This window comes from Carboxydothermus hydrogenoformans Z-2901 (genome assembly GCF_000012865.1).
Taxonomy (GTDB): domain Bacteria; phylum Bacillota; class Z-2901; order Carboxydothermales; family Carboxydothermaceae; genus Carboxydothermus; species Carboxydothermus hydrogenoformans.
Map to the genome: position 1 here is coordinate 2,199,915 of NC_007503.1, position 16,395 is coordinate 2,216,309.

Sequence of the window (16,395 nt, forward strand, 5' to 3'; positions counted from 1 at the left end):
GAGGGGATGCGCATGGTGGAAAAAATTTTAGAAACAGAGATTTACCGGGTTAAAATTCCGGTGCCTTTTCCTTTAAAGTATATTAACTGCTATTTAACTTTTGATGAAAAAGGCTGGTATGTTATCGATACCGGAATCAACTATCCTGATGCTCAAGCCGCCTGGGAAAAAGTAGTTACTGATTTAGGGCTTAAGTGGGAAAATTTAAAAACCATTTACTTAACCCACTACCACCCGGACCATTACGGCCTTGCCGGCTACATGCAGCAGAAATCCCGGGCCCGGGTTTACATGGCACCGCAGGAGTTTACCGCAGCCCTGGGCTTTTTTGTAAAAGACCCGCAAGAGATTTATTCCAAATTTGCCGAGTTTTACTTACAAGCTGGAGTACCCGAAGAAAAAAGCCGGGAAATACTTTTCCACACAACCAGAAACCGGGAAATGACCGCTCCTCATCCGGAAGTAACTTTCCTGGCCCCCGGGCAAAAAGTACCCTTTGGTAAATACCTGTTAACCACTTACTTTCATCCGGGGCATTCACCCTCCCATCTTACCCTGCACTTAGAGGAGTTGGGGCTTTTATTTTCCGGAGACCATCTCTTAGAAAGAATATCATCTAACATCAGCTACTGGCCGATGTACACCGGTCAAAATCCTTTGCAAGATTATTTAAAGAGCTTAGAAGCCTTAAAAAATCTCAAGGTAGATTTAGTCCTCCCCGGTCACGGCAATACCTTTTCTAATATGTTAGGAAGAATTGATGAACTTTTTGCTCACCATGAGGAAAGACTTAAGGAAATTAAAAAATTAACTGCTGAAGGACTAAATCCTTATGAAATAACCCTTAAAATTTTCGGGGAAAATCTTAGCCCCCATGAACTCCGCTTTGCCGTGGCTGAGGTAATTGCTCACCAGATTTATCTTAAAAATTAAAGGACTTAGGGCTTAATGCCATAAGTCCTTTTTATATATTTTTATCAGGCGAAGCTTTTTTGTCCCCCTGCCTGAAATCAACGACCTTGAATCTTTTAACCGGGAACTTTTGCAAAAATCCTTGAAATACCTGGAAAAACCCACTATGAAAAACAGCAATAAATCCGGGATTTATTTGCCGAAGACCAACAGCAGTTAAAAATGTTACCGCTACTAATGCCCCTCCACCTCCACTAATTCCCCGTTGATATGCCGTTTAAGGTAACGGTATGTCTTGCCACCCCTATATTTATCTTAATAAAGGAATCACCCTTGTTGTATTAATAAAAAATCACCGCAAGAAAATTCCTGCGGTGACTTAGATAGCTTCTTCTTTTATTTTTTTTACTTCTGGAACTTGTTTTTTATCTATTCCAAAAACATAATAACTTATAATAATTAATGCCATAAATGCCGCTCCAATGATTAGCGATAGTCTGGTATCGCTATTTAACCACATGCCAACTAATACTAGTACCAAGAAGATAATCGTAAGGTAATTGCTGTAAGGTGAAAGTGGAGCTTTAAATGGGTGATCTTTTATTTCATTATCTTTAAGTTTTCTAAATTTAAGTTGACTGATAAGTATTACAAACCAAGGCATCATACCCGGTAATACGCTAGCACTATAAATATATACAAAAAGTTTTTGTGGAGCTATATAGTTTAAAGCTACTCCAATTAGCAAGCACGCTATTGTTACTAAAAGGCTATTGACAGGTACCCCAGAAGGAGATACCTTGGCTAAAAATTTTGGAGCTTGGCCATTTTGGCTTAATGTATATAACATTCTTGCAGAACTATAAATACCACTGTTACAACCAGATAAGGCAGCAGTTAAAACTACAAAGTTTATGATACTTGCTGCAGCAGGAATACCTACTTTAGCAAAGGTCAAAACAAATGGGCTACCAATGGTCCCCAACTTATTCCATGGATAAAGGGCGACAATTACAAAAATGGCCCCAATATAAAAGATTAGTATTCGCCATGTGATATTTTGAACTGCCCTTCTTAGAGTTCTTTGTGGATCTTTTGCTTCGCCGGCTGTAACACCGACCAATTCAACCCCTTGGAAAGCTGCAACTACAAGACAAAGGGCAAACAGGAATCCTTTTATACCATTTGGGAAGAAGCCGCCATGAATATATAAATTTTCTAATCCAATGGGGCGACCATGGTTGCCAAATCCGAAAAAGATCATTCCTATCCCCAAAATAATCATTACTACTATTGTCACCACTTTAATAAGCGCAAACCAGAATTCAAATTCTCCATAGTACTTAACTGCAGCTAAGTTTGCCGTACCTACTATCAAAATTGCTATTAGGCCTGGTACCCATTGAGGCAATGTTGGAAACCAAAATTTCATATAAATGCCTACGGCTGTTACCTCCGACATTCCTACCGCTACCCACATAAACCAGTAACTCCAAGCAGTAAGATAACCCCATAAAGGACCGATGTACTTGTGGGCATAAGTTGCAAAGGAGCCGGTGATTGGTTCAATGTAAAGCATTTCACCTATAGTACGCATTATGAAAAATATGAAGATACCCGCTATAATGTAAGCTAAAATTACAGACGGACCTGCCCATTTCAAGGTACTTGCTGAACCCATGAATAAACCTACTCCAATGGTCCCTCCTAAAGCAATTAACTCAATGTGCCTTGCCTCTAAACCTCTTTTTAATTCTTTTTCAGTTTCTACCATTTATACTTCCTCCTTTTATTAAAATTTTGAATTATACTTCCCGAAAACTACCATTTATTACCAATCAGGTTTTGCTTGTATATTTTAGCACTAATGACTTTACCTGTAGGGGTAGCCGCAAGCCCTCCCAGAGCCGTCTCCTTTAAAGATACAGGAAGCGCCCGCCCAATTTCCCCCATTGCATCAATCACTTCATCAAAAGGAATAGCTGAAACAATTCCCGCTAAAGCCATATCTGCTGCCGCTAAGGCTTGTACCGCCGCCGCAACATTACGCTTTACGCAGGGAACTTCCACTAAACCCGCCACCGGATCACAAACTAAACCAAGCATTCCTTTTAAGGCTATGGCTCCTGCATGAACTGCCTGCTCTGGAGTTCCTCCCATTAATTCAGCAGCAGCAACTGCAGCCATTGCTGCAGCCGAACCACATTCTGCCTGACAGCCTCCCTGGGCTCCGGAAAGAGAAGCTTTATGGGCAATAACTACTCCCACCGCTCCAGCAGCGTATAACCCTTCAACCACTTTTTCTTCGGGAATACTATACTCTTCCATTAAACTTAACAGCACTCCCGGTAAAACCCCTGCAGAACCTGCTGTAGGAGCTGCCACAATTAAACCCATGGAAGCATTGGCTTCACTTACAGCTAAAGCATAAGTAATTGCTTTACCAAAAACCCCCAAGGCTAAATTTTTCCCTTCATCCAGCCGTTTTTTATATTTAACCGCCTGGCCACCCACCAACCCTCCTACCGAAGGTTTTCCGGTAAGCCCTTCCGAAATCGCCTCTTTCATCACTAAAAGCCTTTTTTGCATAATAGCAATTAATTCTTCCTCAGGAACATCCCGATCTTTAGCTTCCAACAGCAATGCTGTCCCTCCTAAGGTTTGGCCAAGCTTTTTAGCTTCATTAACTAACTGTTCTACCGATTCAAGATACATAGCATCCTCCTTACAGCGGGGGAATGGTAAAGCCACCATTTATCCCTGGAAGTCTTTTAATTTCCCATAATGTTTCTTCATCAACCGGCTGGTCGGTTTCAATGACCATTAACGCCTCAGCCCCTTTTTGCTGCCTGGAAACACTCATTTGAGCAATGTTAATTCCGTGCCATGCTAAAACCGATGTTACCTTGGCAACTGCTCCTGGACGGTCAGCATGGGGGACCACTAAAGTTGGGTACTTGGCAGTAATTTTTACAGGATAACCATTAATACCGGTAATTAACACTGCACCACCACCGATAGAACTTCCGGTAATCGTAGCTTTATTTTTCGCCCCAGTCAACTCCATATATACCGTATTAGGGTGAGCTTCGGGCAGTTCTATGGGCAAGAATTCATACTTTAATCCCCGTTCTTCAGCAATTTTTAAACTCTCCCGTATCCGCGAATCATCGGTATCAAATCCTAACAATCCCGCAATAAGCGCCCGGTCCGTACCGTGCCCTCGATACGTTTCCTTAAAAGAGCCATGCAAGTAGATTTTCGCCTTTTGCGGTACCTCCCCTAACACCAGCCTTCCTACTTTTCCCAATCTCACCGCTCCAGCGGTATGAGAGCTTGACGGCCCAATCATTACCGGTCCAATAATATCTAAAATATCCATCTTTCCTTTCCTACCTTTTCGCTAACTTAAACTAAATCTCAATCCGGTTGGCTACTTGTACCAATTTATTTAAATTCTGCATTATACATCCAATGAAGTAAGCGTTGGGGAAATATTGACAAAATAATGGTGCTGTTTTAAAAGACTTTGAATCTCTTCAACCTGTTCAGGTTCAGCTGTTTCAAGCTCCAATTCTACCTGAGCCGAACCCAATGGGACATTTATAGCTTCTCGATTGTGAATTACTGATAACACGTTGGCTCCTGTGCTGGCAATTATCTGGAGTAATTGGCTTAGAGTTCCTGGCTTGTCCGGAATAACGGTATTCAAGAAAATTTTTCTGCCATCCTTTACTAAACCTCTGTTAATAATGCGTGATAAAAGATTTACGTCAATATTTCCACCACTTATAAGTGCTACAATTTTACTTTTTTTATAATGAGATAATCGATTTAAAACAGCTGCAACGGATACCGCTCCAGCCCCTTCAGCTACGGTTTTCGCCCTTTCCATCAAAAACAATATAGCACTAGCGATTTCATCTTCATCAACAGTAACAATATCATCTACATAATGTTTTACAATTTCAAAAGTTAAGTCCCCAGGGTTTCTAACCGCAATACCATCAGCAATTGTGGGGTGGCCACTTATATTTGTAAGTTGTCCTCGGGCTAATGACTCTGCCATGGAAGGCATATTTTTAGCTTGAACACCAATAACATGCACCTTTGGTCTTAAGTTTTTTATGGCAACTGCAATTCCTGCAATTAAACCACCACCTCCGATAGGCACTACAACTACTTCCACATCTGGTAAATCTTCTAAAATTTCTAACGCTATAGTTCCCTGACCTGCAATAACTTGTGGATCATTAAATGGATGAATGAAGGTAGCTTTTGTTTCTAACTGAATTCGTTTAGCTTCTTCATACGCTTCATCATAAACGTTACCATGCAATACTACTTTTGCTCCATATTGACTTGTAGCCTTTATTTTGGACAATGGAGCGTGTCTTGGCATGACAATAGTGGAACGGATTCCATAAAGGGTTGCTGCCAGAGCTACACCTTGGGCGTGGTTGCCAGCAGATGAAGCAACAACTCCTCTTTTCTTTTCATTTTCACTTAAACTCGCTATTTTATAATAAGCCCCTCTTAACTTAAATGAACCAGTACGCTGTAAGTTTTCCATTTTTAAATAGATATGGTTACCAGTCATTTCACTTAGAGTGGTATTATACACGAGAGGTGTCTTGTGGGCAATTTTGCCTAAAATTTCACTGGCTTTTTTTACTTCTTCTAGTGAAACCATGAATTTTCACCTTCTAATGAATTTATTTACAAGCAACAACTTCTACTTCTACCAGCGCGCCTTTTGGCAAACTAGCAACAGCTATGCATGAACGTGCCGGAAAAACCTCACCAAAATATTCACTGTAAATTTTATTCACAGTAGTAAAGTCATCCATATTGGTAATAAAAATTGTAGTTTTAACCACATGGCTAAATTCCATACCCGCTGCAGATAAGATCTGCCTTATATTTTCCATTGCCTGTTTTATTTGGGCTTCAACTCCTCCTGGTACAAGTTCACCAGTCTGAGGATTAATACCAATTTGACCAGAGACAAATAGAAATCCATTTACCTTTATAGCCTGAGAATAGGGACCAATAGCTTGTGGCGCTTTGCTGGTGTTAATAACTTCTTTCATTTCTCATCCCTCTTCTTATAATTGTTTAGATACCTATATATTGTACTTTCCGAGGTTTTTAGATATTTTGCAAGTTCGGTTACTGCACCTTTTAATAAAAAGAAGCCTTTATCATTTAATTTTTGGACAATTTCTATTTTTTCTTCTTGTGACAACCGCTCCGGTGGAACGTTGAACTGTTTAATAGTTTCTTCAATAAGGGATGACATTAAGTCTTCTAAAGATGGGTTCGTAACTTCCAAAAACTCACTTCTTAAATTAATTTTTTGAGCTTGTTTATCTGTGTCTATATTCATAATAAAGTCGTCAATAAATTTACGTGCTTGTAAAGCAGTACTAAGGTCCACATTTACGCATAACATTCCAACTAATTCACCATTATCATCCTTAATGAAAAAAGTAGACGAACGTAACGGTTTTCCATCTTTTGTCCGAGCAGGATAGTTAACCATAGCATCTTGCGTTTGATACAATTTTTCTTTTAAAAATTTTAGCCCTAAATCGGTAAGCGGTCCTCCCACCTTTCGCCCACTAATATGACCGTTCCGTATTGCAATAATTGAACTCTCTACGTTTGTAACATCGTGTAGAACAACCTCACAGTGTGGCCCGACAATAGCAGCAATGAAATCTACCAAAGGAATAAATCTTTCCAATAACTTTTCCTTCACCTTATCCCCCCTCAGTGAGATTATTTGTGTTGTTAGTAATTTTGAAAATAATTTTACCTTTTATGCCAAATTTTTTTCACAGAAATAATTCTGCATAAAAATAAAAAATCCTTCTTATAATAAAAATTTTTTTGCAACTTAAAAATTAGTAATCAACGTATTTTTTAAAATTATCAATATTATTTGCAAAAAAAAATAACTGCTTTTGTTGTAGTAGTTGCTGTATAAGTGTTACCGTCTTTACTGATTTCAACACTTAACGTTTGCCCATTATCTGGTGCAGGATTAACCCTAACTTCCAACGGATTGTCTTGTGTTAACAGAAAGCCACCTGCCAAATAAGCATCTGTTGGCGTATCAGCCAAGACAATTGTAGATGTTGCAAATAACAGCAATAATGCACCCGTGAGTCTGCACCCATGCCGGGCGCACACATATAAAAAGCGAGGTGTACTACCTCGCCTTTTCCTTTTAATCCATATGTTGTTCAGCTTCCTGATGTCCGTGAGTAATGACTTCAGGATTTTTTGCTAAGTCCTGAAGATAGGTCCAAGAGGCAAAAGCTAAGGTTAAAATAACAACCCCGGCAATTAACTTTTCTTTTAATTTCGGCTTAATACCATGTTTTACCGTAAAGCTAATCAGCGAAATAACTAAGCCTGCAGGTATTAAGTAACTGGCATAAGCCGGTTCTTCATCAAAATGCTGAATACCCCCACTCATCATCCCTATACCTACCGATAAAAACAATGAAAATAGTAAAAACTTCACCGTTTCCGTACCACTTAATTCTCGCCTGTTTAATTTCACCTCATAAAGATATGAGGCAATCACGAAAAGCACTATACCTATACTCATGATCAAAGAATATCGAGCAGGATTTAAAGGCATGTGGACTATAGAACCGGAAATAAGCCCCATTCCAAGAAAATAAAAGGCATAACTAAAATACGGAAACAAAACCTTTTGCCAGGAATTTTGGAAAGAATGATTGTTGATTTCCATCCCGCACCTCCCTATTTTTTTACACTAACTTATAATTAACAGCAAACTTTTACGGATCCTTAATCAAAATGTTACAAAACTACTACAACTTATAGTTTTAATTTTTGTAACACTTTCGTTATGTTTTTTAAACATCTTTTTGCTAAAGTAAGCAACAGCAAAATCTACTACAGGAGGTGATAGGCTATGAAAGCAGCAACAAAAGTTCTAACTCTTTTAGTACTGTTTATCTTTATTTTAGGTAACATTACGTTGGCCAGCGGCGGGCATGATTCCGTAACTAATGACAGCTCGATGTTCTCGGGAAATATGGAAATGTCAAAGGATAATATGAATAACAACAAGCAAAACACCTTGTCTGCAGAAAATACGGATATGTCAAATGACAGTACCGATGACCACCAACAAAGCGGCATGGATAGCCATGAAGCCAGCGATTCTCACGCATCAAGCGATATCCCTTGGAGTTTTTTAAAAGTTATAGGCATTTTAAATACAGGCATAATTTTAACTGGACTTATATCCCGTTATCTTCCCGAAAGAGAGGAGTTGAAAAATGAATCAGGTACTTAAAAATATCCTTAAAAGCCGCTGGTATCCGGTAATTTTCCAGATCATTACATTATTTTTCTTTAGCATTGTTATTTATACTCTAATCACCGGCCCCGCATCACCCCATGATAATTTTGGTACAGCTCTCACCTGGGTGCTTTGGTGGCCGATAATCCCGTTAATTTTCCTTTTGCTTGGTCGCTTTTGGTGTGCTATCTGCCCCTTTGCCACCATCAATGATTTTGTGCAAAAATTTGCTGGAATGAAACTTAAAGTTCCCAACTTTCTTAAAAAGTACGGAATTTGGATTATTGATGCGACCTTTATCATCATAACCTGGTCGGACCACATCTGGGGAATCGTCGAAAACCCTCGTGGTTCAGGAATCCTGCTTCTTTTAATAACTACCGGTGTTATCTTTTCCGGAGTATTATTTGAAAGGCGTACCTGGTGCCGTTATCTTTGTTTCTTAGGTGGTCTTGCAGGTAACTATTCCCGAACAGGTATGCTAAAATTACGAGCTACCCCGGATATTTGTAAAAATTGCACCACTCTTGCTTGCTATAAAGGTAGTAAAAATGCCCCTGGTTGCCCGTTATTTGAGGTTCCTAGAAATATGCAAACCAGCGCAACCTGTAATCTCTGTGGCTATTGTGTTAAAAATTGTCCAAATGATTCAATAAATATCTCTTTTAAACCCCCTGCCAGTGAACTTTGGTTTATTAAACGGCCACGCCTTGAAGAGTCATTTTTGGCAATTGTAATTATGGGTATCGTTTTTGTACAGAACCTTACCATGTTAGAAATCTGGCAGAAATGGCAAAAAGCTTTAACTAATATTCTCCACACTGATAGTTATCCAGTATTATTTACAGTACTATTTTTAATTGCCATGACCATACCAGTAGTCCTAACCTTAGTTGCAAGTAAAGGTGCCTCTTATGCCAATCGCCAAAAAACTTGGGAAAATTTCGCTCGCTACGGTTATTCCCTTATTCCTTTAGATTTAGCTGGGCATATAGCTCATAACCTATTTCACCTTTTGGCTGAAGGAAAATCAATTTATTATACAGGTTTAGCCTTTTTCACCGGCAAAAAATTAGAAGGTATGAGCCCTGCTATTGTGAGCTCTTCGACAATAACCTTTTTGCAATATACCATATTGGTATTAGGTGCAATTTTGTCGCTATACACCGCCTGGAAAATCGCTAAAAACAACGAACCTAAAAATACCTTCAATGTTTTCTTACCCTTCAGTATATTAATTATCATCTTCCTCTTAATAAACATTTACCTCTTTATGCTCCCGATGGCTATGAGAATGTAATAACTTAGAAGACTTAACAAAAATACCCCCATATTTAAGGGGGTATCATCTTTATTTGGGAAGATCATTTCTTCCGTAAGGCAGCGGGATATACTGCACCGAAGGCCGGCGGCCCTGGGGTTGCGGATATAAATCCATAAGTTCATAAATCTCCCGGGGCAGGTCCGTCGACACCGGAAGTCCCAGCTCTTTTAACTGCTGGGCGGAAATGGGATAGTCGTGGGTCCAGGTTCCCTGGGATAAAAGCTTGGCCACTTCCCGGGCTTTTTCTAAATCCATCTTATCGGACAAAAGCTCCACCACCGTATTTTCCACCTGGGCTAAAGCTTTTTTAGCTATATCTGCCATAATCAAAGTTCTGTCTTCGACCTTATCGGGACCCTTTTGCTCCACCACTTTGAGAATTGATGCCGCCGGGTATTCCCCCAGCTGCGGGTCTACCGGCCCGGCTACCGCATTTTCATCCATGACGATTTCATCGGCAGCAAGAGCGATTAAAGTGCCACCGGACATCGCGTAATGGGGAATAAACACCGTAACTTTAGCCGGATGTTTTCTTAACGCCTCTGCTATCTGCTCCGCTGCTAACACCAGGCCACCGGGGGTATGGAGCACCAGGTCAATGGGCATATCATCGGGGGTAAGGCGAATTGCTCGCAGTATCTGCTCCGAATCTTCAATATTGATGTAACGGCTAACGGGAAGGCCAAGAAAACTAAACGTCTCCTGCCGGTGAATCATGGTTATTAACCGGGACTTTCTCTTCGTTTCAAAATCCCGGATAATTTTAAGCCGTAAAACCTCAATTTTTTGCTGCTTAAACATTGGAATTAACGACATCAGTAAAAGTAAAAACCAGAAAAAATCAAAAAGAGAAACTTTCAAGCCTCTCACCTCAATTTTCGCAAATTTTTATTTCTCCATTATTTATATTTTATTCTTTTCCCAACTTCAATGCTTCTTCTATTTTTCCCCTTATCTTCATACATCCGGTCATCCGCAAGCTTTAACAAAATTTCCAGGCTTCCAGCCTCCACCGGGTAAGTAGCCCCGCCGACTGCTAAAGAAAATTCCCGCTGGTATTTTTTTATCTTTAAGGCTGAAAAGTTCTTTTTTAGTTCTGCAATTTTCTTTTTTCCTTCCTCCAGCCCCATCTTACGGTAAATAATCCCAAATTCATCGCCGCCAAGTCTCGCGCCCACATCGCTCTGCCGGATATTTTCCCGGATTTTTTGTCCTATCAATTTTAAAGCAAGGTCGCCCGCCTGGTGGCCTAAATTATCATTAATTTCTTTTAAACCGTTCATATCTAAAAAAACCACCGTAAACGGTTCACCGTAACGGTCGGCATCGTATTTTGTTTTATTGAGTTCTTCAAAAAAGTAACGCCTATTGTGAAGTCCCGTTAAACTATCTTCATACGACAGTCTCTCCATTATCTCCTGCCTTTTAGCCTGAACAATTGCCAGAGTAGCAAATTTTTGGAAAAAATGGGCAGTATCAAAATCATCTTCATCAAACTTGACAAAAGGACGGAAAATGTAAGCCAGAATAAATCCGTAAAGCTCTCCATCGGTTACCAGAGGAATATATAACACCTGTTTGCTGTGGGCAAAAATCTCTTTAATTAAAGGAGTAAATTCTTTATGGTGTAGCATCTCTAAGACATTATTTAAGTTTTCAAAAACCTCAACACTTAACCCAAAAACTTTTTCTAAATCTTTAAAATAAATCATGCCTCTTTCGGGAAACATCTCCTGAAATTTACCGCTGCTGTACCCCGCCCGGTAAGTATGTTCTCCCTCTTTTAAGTAAATGGCAATCCTTTCGGCTTTTGGTATTAGCTGTTGCAACTTATCTCCGTGAATCTTTAAAATCGCCTCTAAGTCGATTTGATGTTTTAAAAGTTCTTCACTCATTTTGGCCATTTCGCTTAAATTATAAAAATAAGTTATTATTCCCGAAAGATAAATTGCCCGGAAAAGAAAAATATATGCCAACACCTTGTATAAATGACCGATTAGATTATAAGTATCATAAACACTCTTATAAAAAGTAAAAGCTGCCTCAGAAAAGAAAGTAAAAATAAGAAAATACCCCAGATTTGTTATTAACGAAAGTTTTAATTCCTGTCTTTTGGCAAATACCAGTAAAAACCCCAAACCATATAAAGTCATTAAAAGGTGTTCCAAAGAAACTTTAAGGGAAGTAAGTCCCTGTCCCTCGATAAAAAGCGGGGGAACATATTTTAAATAAACCGTAGAAAACAAAAACGCTATTACTATCAACACTATGTCGGTAAAAACAATAAACCAGGGACGGACCACAGCTCGGGTCGATCCCCAGAGGTGTAAACTTGCAATAATAACCGCAAAAGCCACTATAAAACGTCCATAAAGCCAAAGAAAAGTTGCCTTTTGATAGGAACTTTCCGTAATAAAAAGAGGCATCCCCTTATACGATAGAGCATGAAGTAAATCAACCCAGCCCACGGCAAAAAAAAGTGACCCCAATACGTAGAGAAAACGCCCGCTTCTTCCCGTAAGCCCTTCCCGCATTAGCCAGACCATACTGAAAATCGCAAAAGAAACAAACACCGTAATAAGCTCTAAAAAAGTGTGTATCCCGAGATATTGTTCATGACTGTAAATCCGGTACATAGTCGGTGTAAAATATCGGGCAAAAGCCAGGAACAAAAAAGCCCCAGCAAAAACCAAGAATAGTTTTTTCTTGTAACCTTCCAACCGTTGTTCCCTCCCGCAGGCAAACTACCAGCCACCACTGGCCCCACCGCCTCCGCCGGAGCCACCGCCAAAATTATCATCAAAATCATCATCACCACCGCCAAAAGGCCCCGTTGGAGGAATAAAAATCGGTGGGTCAAAATCCGGTCCCCGGTAGGAATCATAATAACCGTACTTCCGCGGTCGCAGCAAAGCAGTGATGAAAAAAAATAAGATTATCAGTATTACAAAAACCGCACCGATTACTTCCACGGAAACACCTGATTTTACCCGGTATAAAGCGGGATTTTCTTTACTTAATTGGTCAGGGTTCACTCCGTACTCTCTGGCCACTTCCGCAGCTATTCGCCGAAAACCCAAAAGAATCCCCCGGTCATAATCGCCGTTACTGAAATAAGGAATCATCTCTTCCCGCAATATTCTTCCTGCTTTGCCGTCAGGAATAGCCCCTTCTAAACCGTAACCCACCTCAATTCGGGCTTTACGGTCCTTAATAGCTACTAAAACTACCACGCCGTTATTTTTCTCACTGCTTCCTACACCCCACTGGCGTAAAACTTCTAAGGCGTACTCCTCAATCCTCATCCCTTCCAAACTATTGACCGTTACCACCGCTATTTGTGCTCCAGTTTTAGCATAAAGCACCCGGTTAACCCGCAGGATTTCTTCCCGGGTCGCCGGGGATAGTACCCCGGCGTAGTCGGCAACATATATATCCTGCTGCGGTTTGGGAACGATAGCTAAAGCCGAAGAACTTATAAGAAAAAGGAGTATTACTACTCCTATTAGGTATTTATAAATTTTCACTTTTTGTCACCTACTGGCCGAAATTCACCTTGGGAAAAGTTCTGGCATTTTCCGGTGCCTTAAAATAATCTTTTTCCGTAAAACCAAACATTCTGGCTACAATATTTGTAGGAAAAGTTTTTATCCGGGTATTGTATTTTCTAACTGCCTCATTGTAATCCCGGCGGGCTACCGTAATCCGGTTAGCCGTACCGGTAAGTTCATCCATCAGCTGAGCAAACCGGGCATCGGCTTTAAGGTTTGGATAATTTTCCGTCAGCATTAAAAGCCGGCCAACTAAATTGCTGAGCTCTCCTGCCGCTTCATCCCGCTGGGAAACGGTACCAGCAGAAAGCATTAAACTTCTGGCTTTAGCTATATCAGAGAAAATCACTTTTTCGTGGGCTGCGTACCCTTTGACGGTTGCTTCAAGGTTGGGTAAAAGCTCCGCCGCCCGGGCTAATTGGTTATCGATTTCACTTAAATTAGCATCAACTTTTTCGCTTAAAGCTACCAACGAATTATAAGTAGAAAAACCATATACCAAAAATAATATTATAATCCCAACAACTATCCAAATTAAGGTCTTCTGGTTCATCACTCTACCTCCACATTTTCGTTTTCTCCCGGACTTATTTTACATTACCACCCAAAAACTTTCAAACTTTTGGTGGATAATGTAATAAAATTTTAACAATTAACCGCAAAGAAGTTAGGAGCATCCTCTACCGGTATCTTAATTTTATGCAACCAAACCAGTTAAAGATTCTTTTTTTCCAAAAGAAAAAAGTGGTAAAATATTAACAGTGGTCGGTGGTTAGTGGTAGGTCGTCGACCACCGTTTGTGTAGAGTCGACTCCTGTCGACCGAACTTTTTAAAATTTCAAAGCATTTAAAACAGAAAGGTGAAGGGTGAAAAATATGGAACACTTATTAAACGTAATTATCGGCATATTTGTGGGAATGATCGGTACTTTAATCGGAGCCGGAGGAGGCTTTATCTTAATCCCCTACCTTATCCTGGTGGCAAAATTTTCACCCCAGACCGCAGCCGGTACCTCGCTGTTTATGGTATTTTTTAATGCCTTATCCGGAAGTATCGCCTACATCCGGCAAAAACGAGTGGATTTTCGCACCGCCTTTTACTTTGCCCTGGCTACCATTCCCGGGGCAATTTTTGGTGCCTATTTAAACAGCTTTCTTCATTCGCGCCTCTTTAATGTCCTGTTTGCCTTACTGTTATTTTTTCTGGCAGTTCGAACATTTTTTCATAAAACCTCCAATGCTAAAAAAGAAAACAAAGAAACAAAAATTCCCGGGCACGAAACCCGGGAAATTATTGATGCCGAAGGAAATAAATATGAATATTCCTTTAACCTCTGGCTTGGTATCGGAATCAGTTTAATTGTTGGCATTTTATCCTCCCTTTTGGGTATAGGAGGCGGGATAATCCATGTCCCACTTATGGGCTTTTTGGGCTTTCCGATGCATATCGCTACCGCTACCAGCCATTTTATCCTGGTAATTACCTCATTAATCGGGGTGATATCCCATATTAGCTACGGACATGTGGTCTTTGCCAAAGGTATAGCCTATGCCCTGGGAGCTATCATTGGTGCCCAAATAGGAGCTAAAATTTCCGCTAAAATTTCCGGCAATGCCATCAAAAAAGGGCTATCTATAGCTTTAGCCCTGGTAGCCATAAGGCTTCTTACTCTTTAAACAGCTTTTTCCCTGACTTTTATATTTTCTTCTATTATCTTCTCTGCCTTATCTGCCAGGGCATCTATCGCTTTTCGGCTTCGCTCTCCCGGCCGGCTTCTTTTCTCACCGGCAAGCGAGAGCTTTTCTTCTCTAAGCACATCCGGTAAGTATACTTCAAAATCAACCTTGCCGCCTTTATCCACCACTGCCTTCGTGGCACACCGGTCTTTACAGCCATTTAGCACCAACACCGGATAATCATTGATAAACTCAATATCTTCCTGAACGCCGGTAGCCAGCGCTGGAAGACAAACCAAAACGGTATTATCCGGATATAACTCTTCCACCAATTTATACGCTGCTTCCCTCGTTATCACCCCAAAAATCTGGCCAATTCCCGCACAGGGGGTAACGGCGATTTTTTCGTAGTTTTTCATGTTTATACCTCCTCAAATAGTGTTCGGTGGTATGTGATCTGTGGTAGGGAAAAATTAATTCGTAGGAAAATATTTTTTACTTAATATTAGTATTTTCGTAATTCTTTTATAATATTATTATCAATAATTTTCCCTGTCAAGGTATCATTCTTTTAAAACCAACCATGCCCCCACAATAATAAAAACCGCTCCCAAAATCGTCTGCCAGGAAAAAGGAGTTTTTGCCAGATTGAATATCCCCAGGCGGTCAATTATCCCGGCGGTTAAAAGCTGCGCTGCTACAATAGCTGTCGTTGCTGCTGCCACCCCTCCTTTAGGCATCGCAAAAGCTACAGCATAAACAATTACCACCCCTATTAAACCACCCAGGTAATAATACCAGGGTCCTTGAAAAAAGCTACCTTTCTCTTTACTAAATAAAACAAAAAGGGCCGCTCCGATTGCCCCAACAATATGTACAATAAAGGTAGTCTTGGCAAGGCCTATGGATTTACTTAAAGCACTGTTCATGGAACCTTGAATAGCCATTGCCATCCCCGCCAGAGCAGCTATCATGTAGGCTAAAAGTTTCCCATCCATAAGTTTAGACCTCCGTAAATTGCGGTAAGTGGTTGGTGCTCCTAACATAAAACCGTGGCTTTTGCCACGGTTTACATGGTGGGACGGACCCGGATTTCGTTTCCGGTTTGCTGCACCAGCGGAACCTGATACCAGCCCTTTTGGGACATTGTAGTAAAAAGCTTCCGGGCATTATTTAACTTATCGTTATGGGCCTGCATTAAAGTATTCCGCACCTGATCGGAATAAGCCTCCATTACCGCCGTGTGATACATGGTAGATAAAAATTTTTCAAAGGAAAGAATATCCGTAATCATGTCCTGGTCTTTAAGCATCTTTACCACCTCCTTAGTGCATGGTTATACCTGCCTGGGAAAGCAAACTGTTAATGCTTGAAGCATGCTGCGAACAGTTGCTGGAAATCTGGCTAAAAAGGGATTTTAAAGACGGGTCACTGGCGTTCTGGGCATAAAAGGAAGCCCGGGCTGCCTGAAGCCCCTCAAGCTTGGCAAGCTCCTGCAAGTAAATTAGCTCTTTTTGGGAAAGCTGCATAAAAAATCACCTCCTCGGTTTTTACTTTTCCCGAGAAGGTTTTGATTTATTAAT

20 protein-coding genes are annotated in these 16,395 nt (G+C 40.5%); 4 read left to right on the top strand and 16 right to left on the bottom strand.

Annotated elements, in window-relative coordinates; genetic code table 11:
• Positions 1-12 precede the first annotated feature (12 nt).
• Entirely contained in the window at positions 13-933 is a 921-nt protein-coding gene (locus CHY_RS11405; protein WP_011345322.1) for an MBL fold metallo-hydrolase, read from the top strand.
• Between the two features lie 358 nt (positions 934-1,291).
• Here the strand turns inward: CHY_RS11405 and CHY_RS11410 are convergent, their stop codons facing one another.
• The 8 genes from CHY_RS11410 to CHY_RS11440 form a co-directional block, all read right to left on the bottom strand.
• Positions 1,292-2,686: an amino acid permease gene (locus CHY_RS11410; RefSeq protein WP_011345323.1), complete on the bottom strand. Its 1,395-nt coding sequence runs from the start codon at positions 2,684-2,686 to the stop codon at positions 1,292-1,294.
• A 47-nt stretch (positions 2,687-2,733) separates the two neighbouring features.
• Positions 2,734-3,627, bottom strand: a complete 894-nt coding sequence (gene sdaAA, locus CHY_RS11415) for an L-serine ammonia-lyase, iron-sulfur-dependent, subunit alpha (RefSeq protein WP_011345324.1) — start codon at positions 3,625-3,627, stop codon at positions 2,734-2,736.
• 10 nt (positions 3,628-3,637) lie between these two features.
• On the bottom strand, positions 3,638-4,294 hold the full coding sequence (gene sdaAB / locus CHY_RS11420; RefSeq protein ID WP_011345325.1) for an L-serine ammonia-lyase, iron-sulfur-dependent subunit beta: 657 nt from the start codon (positions 4,292-4,294) through the stop codon (positions 3,638-3,640).
• Between the two features lie 81 nt (positions 4,295-4,375).
• Entirely contained in the window at positions 4,376-5,605 is a 1,230-nt protein-coding gene (ilvA, locus tag CHY_RS11425) for a threonine ammonia-lyase (RefSeq protein ID WP_011345326.1), read from the bottom strand.
• A gap of 22 nt (positions 5,606-5,627) precedes the next feature.
• Complete coding sequence (locus CHY_RS11430; RefSeq protein ID WP_011345327.1) at positions 5,628-6,005, bottom strand: RidA family protein; 378 nt, start codon at positions 6,003-6,005, stop codon at positions 5,628-5,630.
• Positions 6,002-6,676 (bottom strand): helix-turn-helix transcriptional regulator, encoded by a 675-nt coding sequence (locus CHY_RS11435; RefSeq protein ID WP_011345328.1) that lies wholly within the window; start codon positions 6,674-6,676, stop codon positions 6,002-6,004. The genes CHY_RS11430 and CHY_RS11435 overlap by 4 nt, the downstream gene beginning before the upstream one ends.
• A gap of 179 nt (positions 6,677-6,855) precedes the next feature.
• Positions 6,856-7,071, bottom strand: a complete 216-nt coding sequence (locus CHY_RS13250; protein ID WP_162485101.1) for a hypothetical protein — start codon at positions 7,069-7,071, stop codon at positions 6,856-6,858.
• A gap of 76 nt (positions 7,072-7,147) precedes the next feature.
• Positions 7,148-7,681, bottom strand: a complete 534-nt coding sequence (locus tag CHY_RS11440; RefSeq protein WP_011345329.1) for a hypothetical protein — start codon at positions 7,679-7,681, stop codon at positions 7,148-7,150.
• A 186-nt stretch (positions 7,682-7,867) separates the two neighbouring features.
• On the opposite strand from CHY_RS11440, the gene CHY_RS11445 reads away from it, so the two are divergent.
• Together CHY_RS11445 and CHY_RS11450 are read left to right on the top strand one after the other, a co-directional pair.
• Positions 7,868-8,254: a hypothetical protein gene (locus CHY_RS11445; RefSeq protein ID WP_011345330.1), complete on the top strand. Its 387-nt coding sequence runs from the start codon at positions 7,868-7,870 to the stop codon at positions 8,252-8,254.
• Positions 8,238-9,560 (top strand): 4Fe-4S binding protein, encoded by a 1,323-nt coding sequence (locus CHY_RS11450; RefSeq protein ID WP_011345331.1) that lies wholly within the window; start codon positions 8,238-8,240, stop codon positions 9,558-9,560. Before CHY_RS11445 ends, CHY_RS11450 begins: the two co-directional genes overlap by 17 nt.
• A 51-nt stretch (positions 9,561-9,611) precedes the next feature.
• On the opposite strand, the gene CHY_RS11455 is transcribed toward CHY_RS11450, so the two are convergent.
• From CHY_RS11455 to CHY_RS11470, 4 genes are read right to left on the bottom strand one after another with little or no spacing between them, the layout of a single operon-like run.
• The gene (locus CHY_RS11455; protein ID WP_011345332.1) at positions 9,612-10,454 is read right to left on the bottom strand and encodes an SDH family Clp fold serine proteinase; all 843 of its coding nucleotides are present in this window, start codon (positions 10,452-10,454) and stop codon (positions 9,612-9,614) included.
• A 29-nt stretch (positions 10,455-10,483) separates the two neighbouring features.
• The gene (locus tag CHY_RS12875) at positions 10,484-12,304 is read right to left on the bottom strand and encodes a sensor domain-containing diguanylate cyclase (protein WP_011345334.1); all 1,821 of its coding nucleotides are present in this window, start codon (positions 12,302-12,304) and stop codon (positions 10,484-10,486) included.
• 24 nt (positions 12,305-12,328) lie between these two features.
• Positions 12,329-13,111: a TPM domain-containing protein gene (locus CHY_RS11465; protein WP_011345335.1), complete on the bottom strand. Its 783-nt coding sequence runs from the start codon at positions 13,109-13,111 to the stop codon at positions 12,329-12,331.
• 10 nt (positions 13,112-13,121) lie between these two features.
• Entirely contained in the window at positions 13,122-13,688 is a 567-nt protein-coding gene (locus tag CHY_RS11470; RefSeq protein WP_011345336.1) for a LemA family protein, read from the bottom strand.
• 323 nt (positions 13,689-14,011) lie between these two features.
• Between CHY_RS11470 and CHY_RS11475 the strand changes: the two genes are divergently transcribed.
• The gene (locus CHY_RS11475; protein ID WP_011345337.1) at positions 14,012-14,812 is read left to right on the top strand and encodes a sulfite exporter TauE/SafE family protein; all 801 of its coding nucleotides are present in this window, start codon (positions 14,012-14,014) and stop codon (positions 14,810-14,812) included.
• Here CHY_RS11475 and CHY_RS11480 read toward each other — a convergent pair.
• From CHY_RS11480 to CHY_RS11495, 4 genes are all read right to left on the bottom strand, one after another.
• Positions 14,809-15,231 (bottom strand): putative zinc-binding protein, encoded by a 423-nt coding sequence (locus CHY_RS11480; protein WP_011345338.1) that lies wholly within the window; start codon positions 15,229-15,231, stop codon positions 14,809-14,811. The genes CHY_RS11475 and CHY_RS11480 overlap by 4 nt on opposite strands.
• A gap of 144 nt (positions 15,232-15,375) precedes the next feature.
• The gene (locus CHY_RS11485; RefSeq protein ID WP_011345339.1) at positions 15,376-15,810 is read right to left on the bottom strand and encodes a DMT family transporter; all 435 of its coding nucleotides are present in this window, start codon (positions 15,808-15,810) and stop codon (positions 15,376-15,378) included.
• A gap of 71 nt (positions 15,811-15,881) precedes the next feature.
• Positions 15,882-16,124 (bottom strand): spore coat protein, encoded by a 243-nt coding sequence (locus CHY_RS11490; protein ID WP_034541467.1) that lies wholly within the window; start codon positions 16,122-16,124, stop codon positions 15,882-15,884.
• Positions 16,125-16,137: 13 nt separating this feature from the next.
• The gene (locus CHY_RS11495; RefSeq protein ID WP_011345341.1) at positions 16,138-16,341 is read right to left on the bottom strand and encodes a hypothetical protein; all 204 of its coding nucleotides are present in this window, start codon (positions 16,339-16,341) and stop codon (positions 16,138-16,140) included.
• Positions 16,342-16,395: the final 54 nt, after the last annotated feature.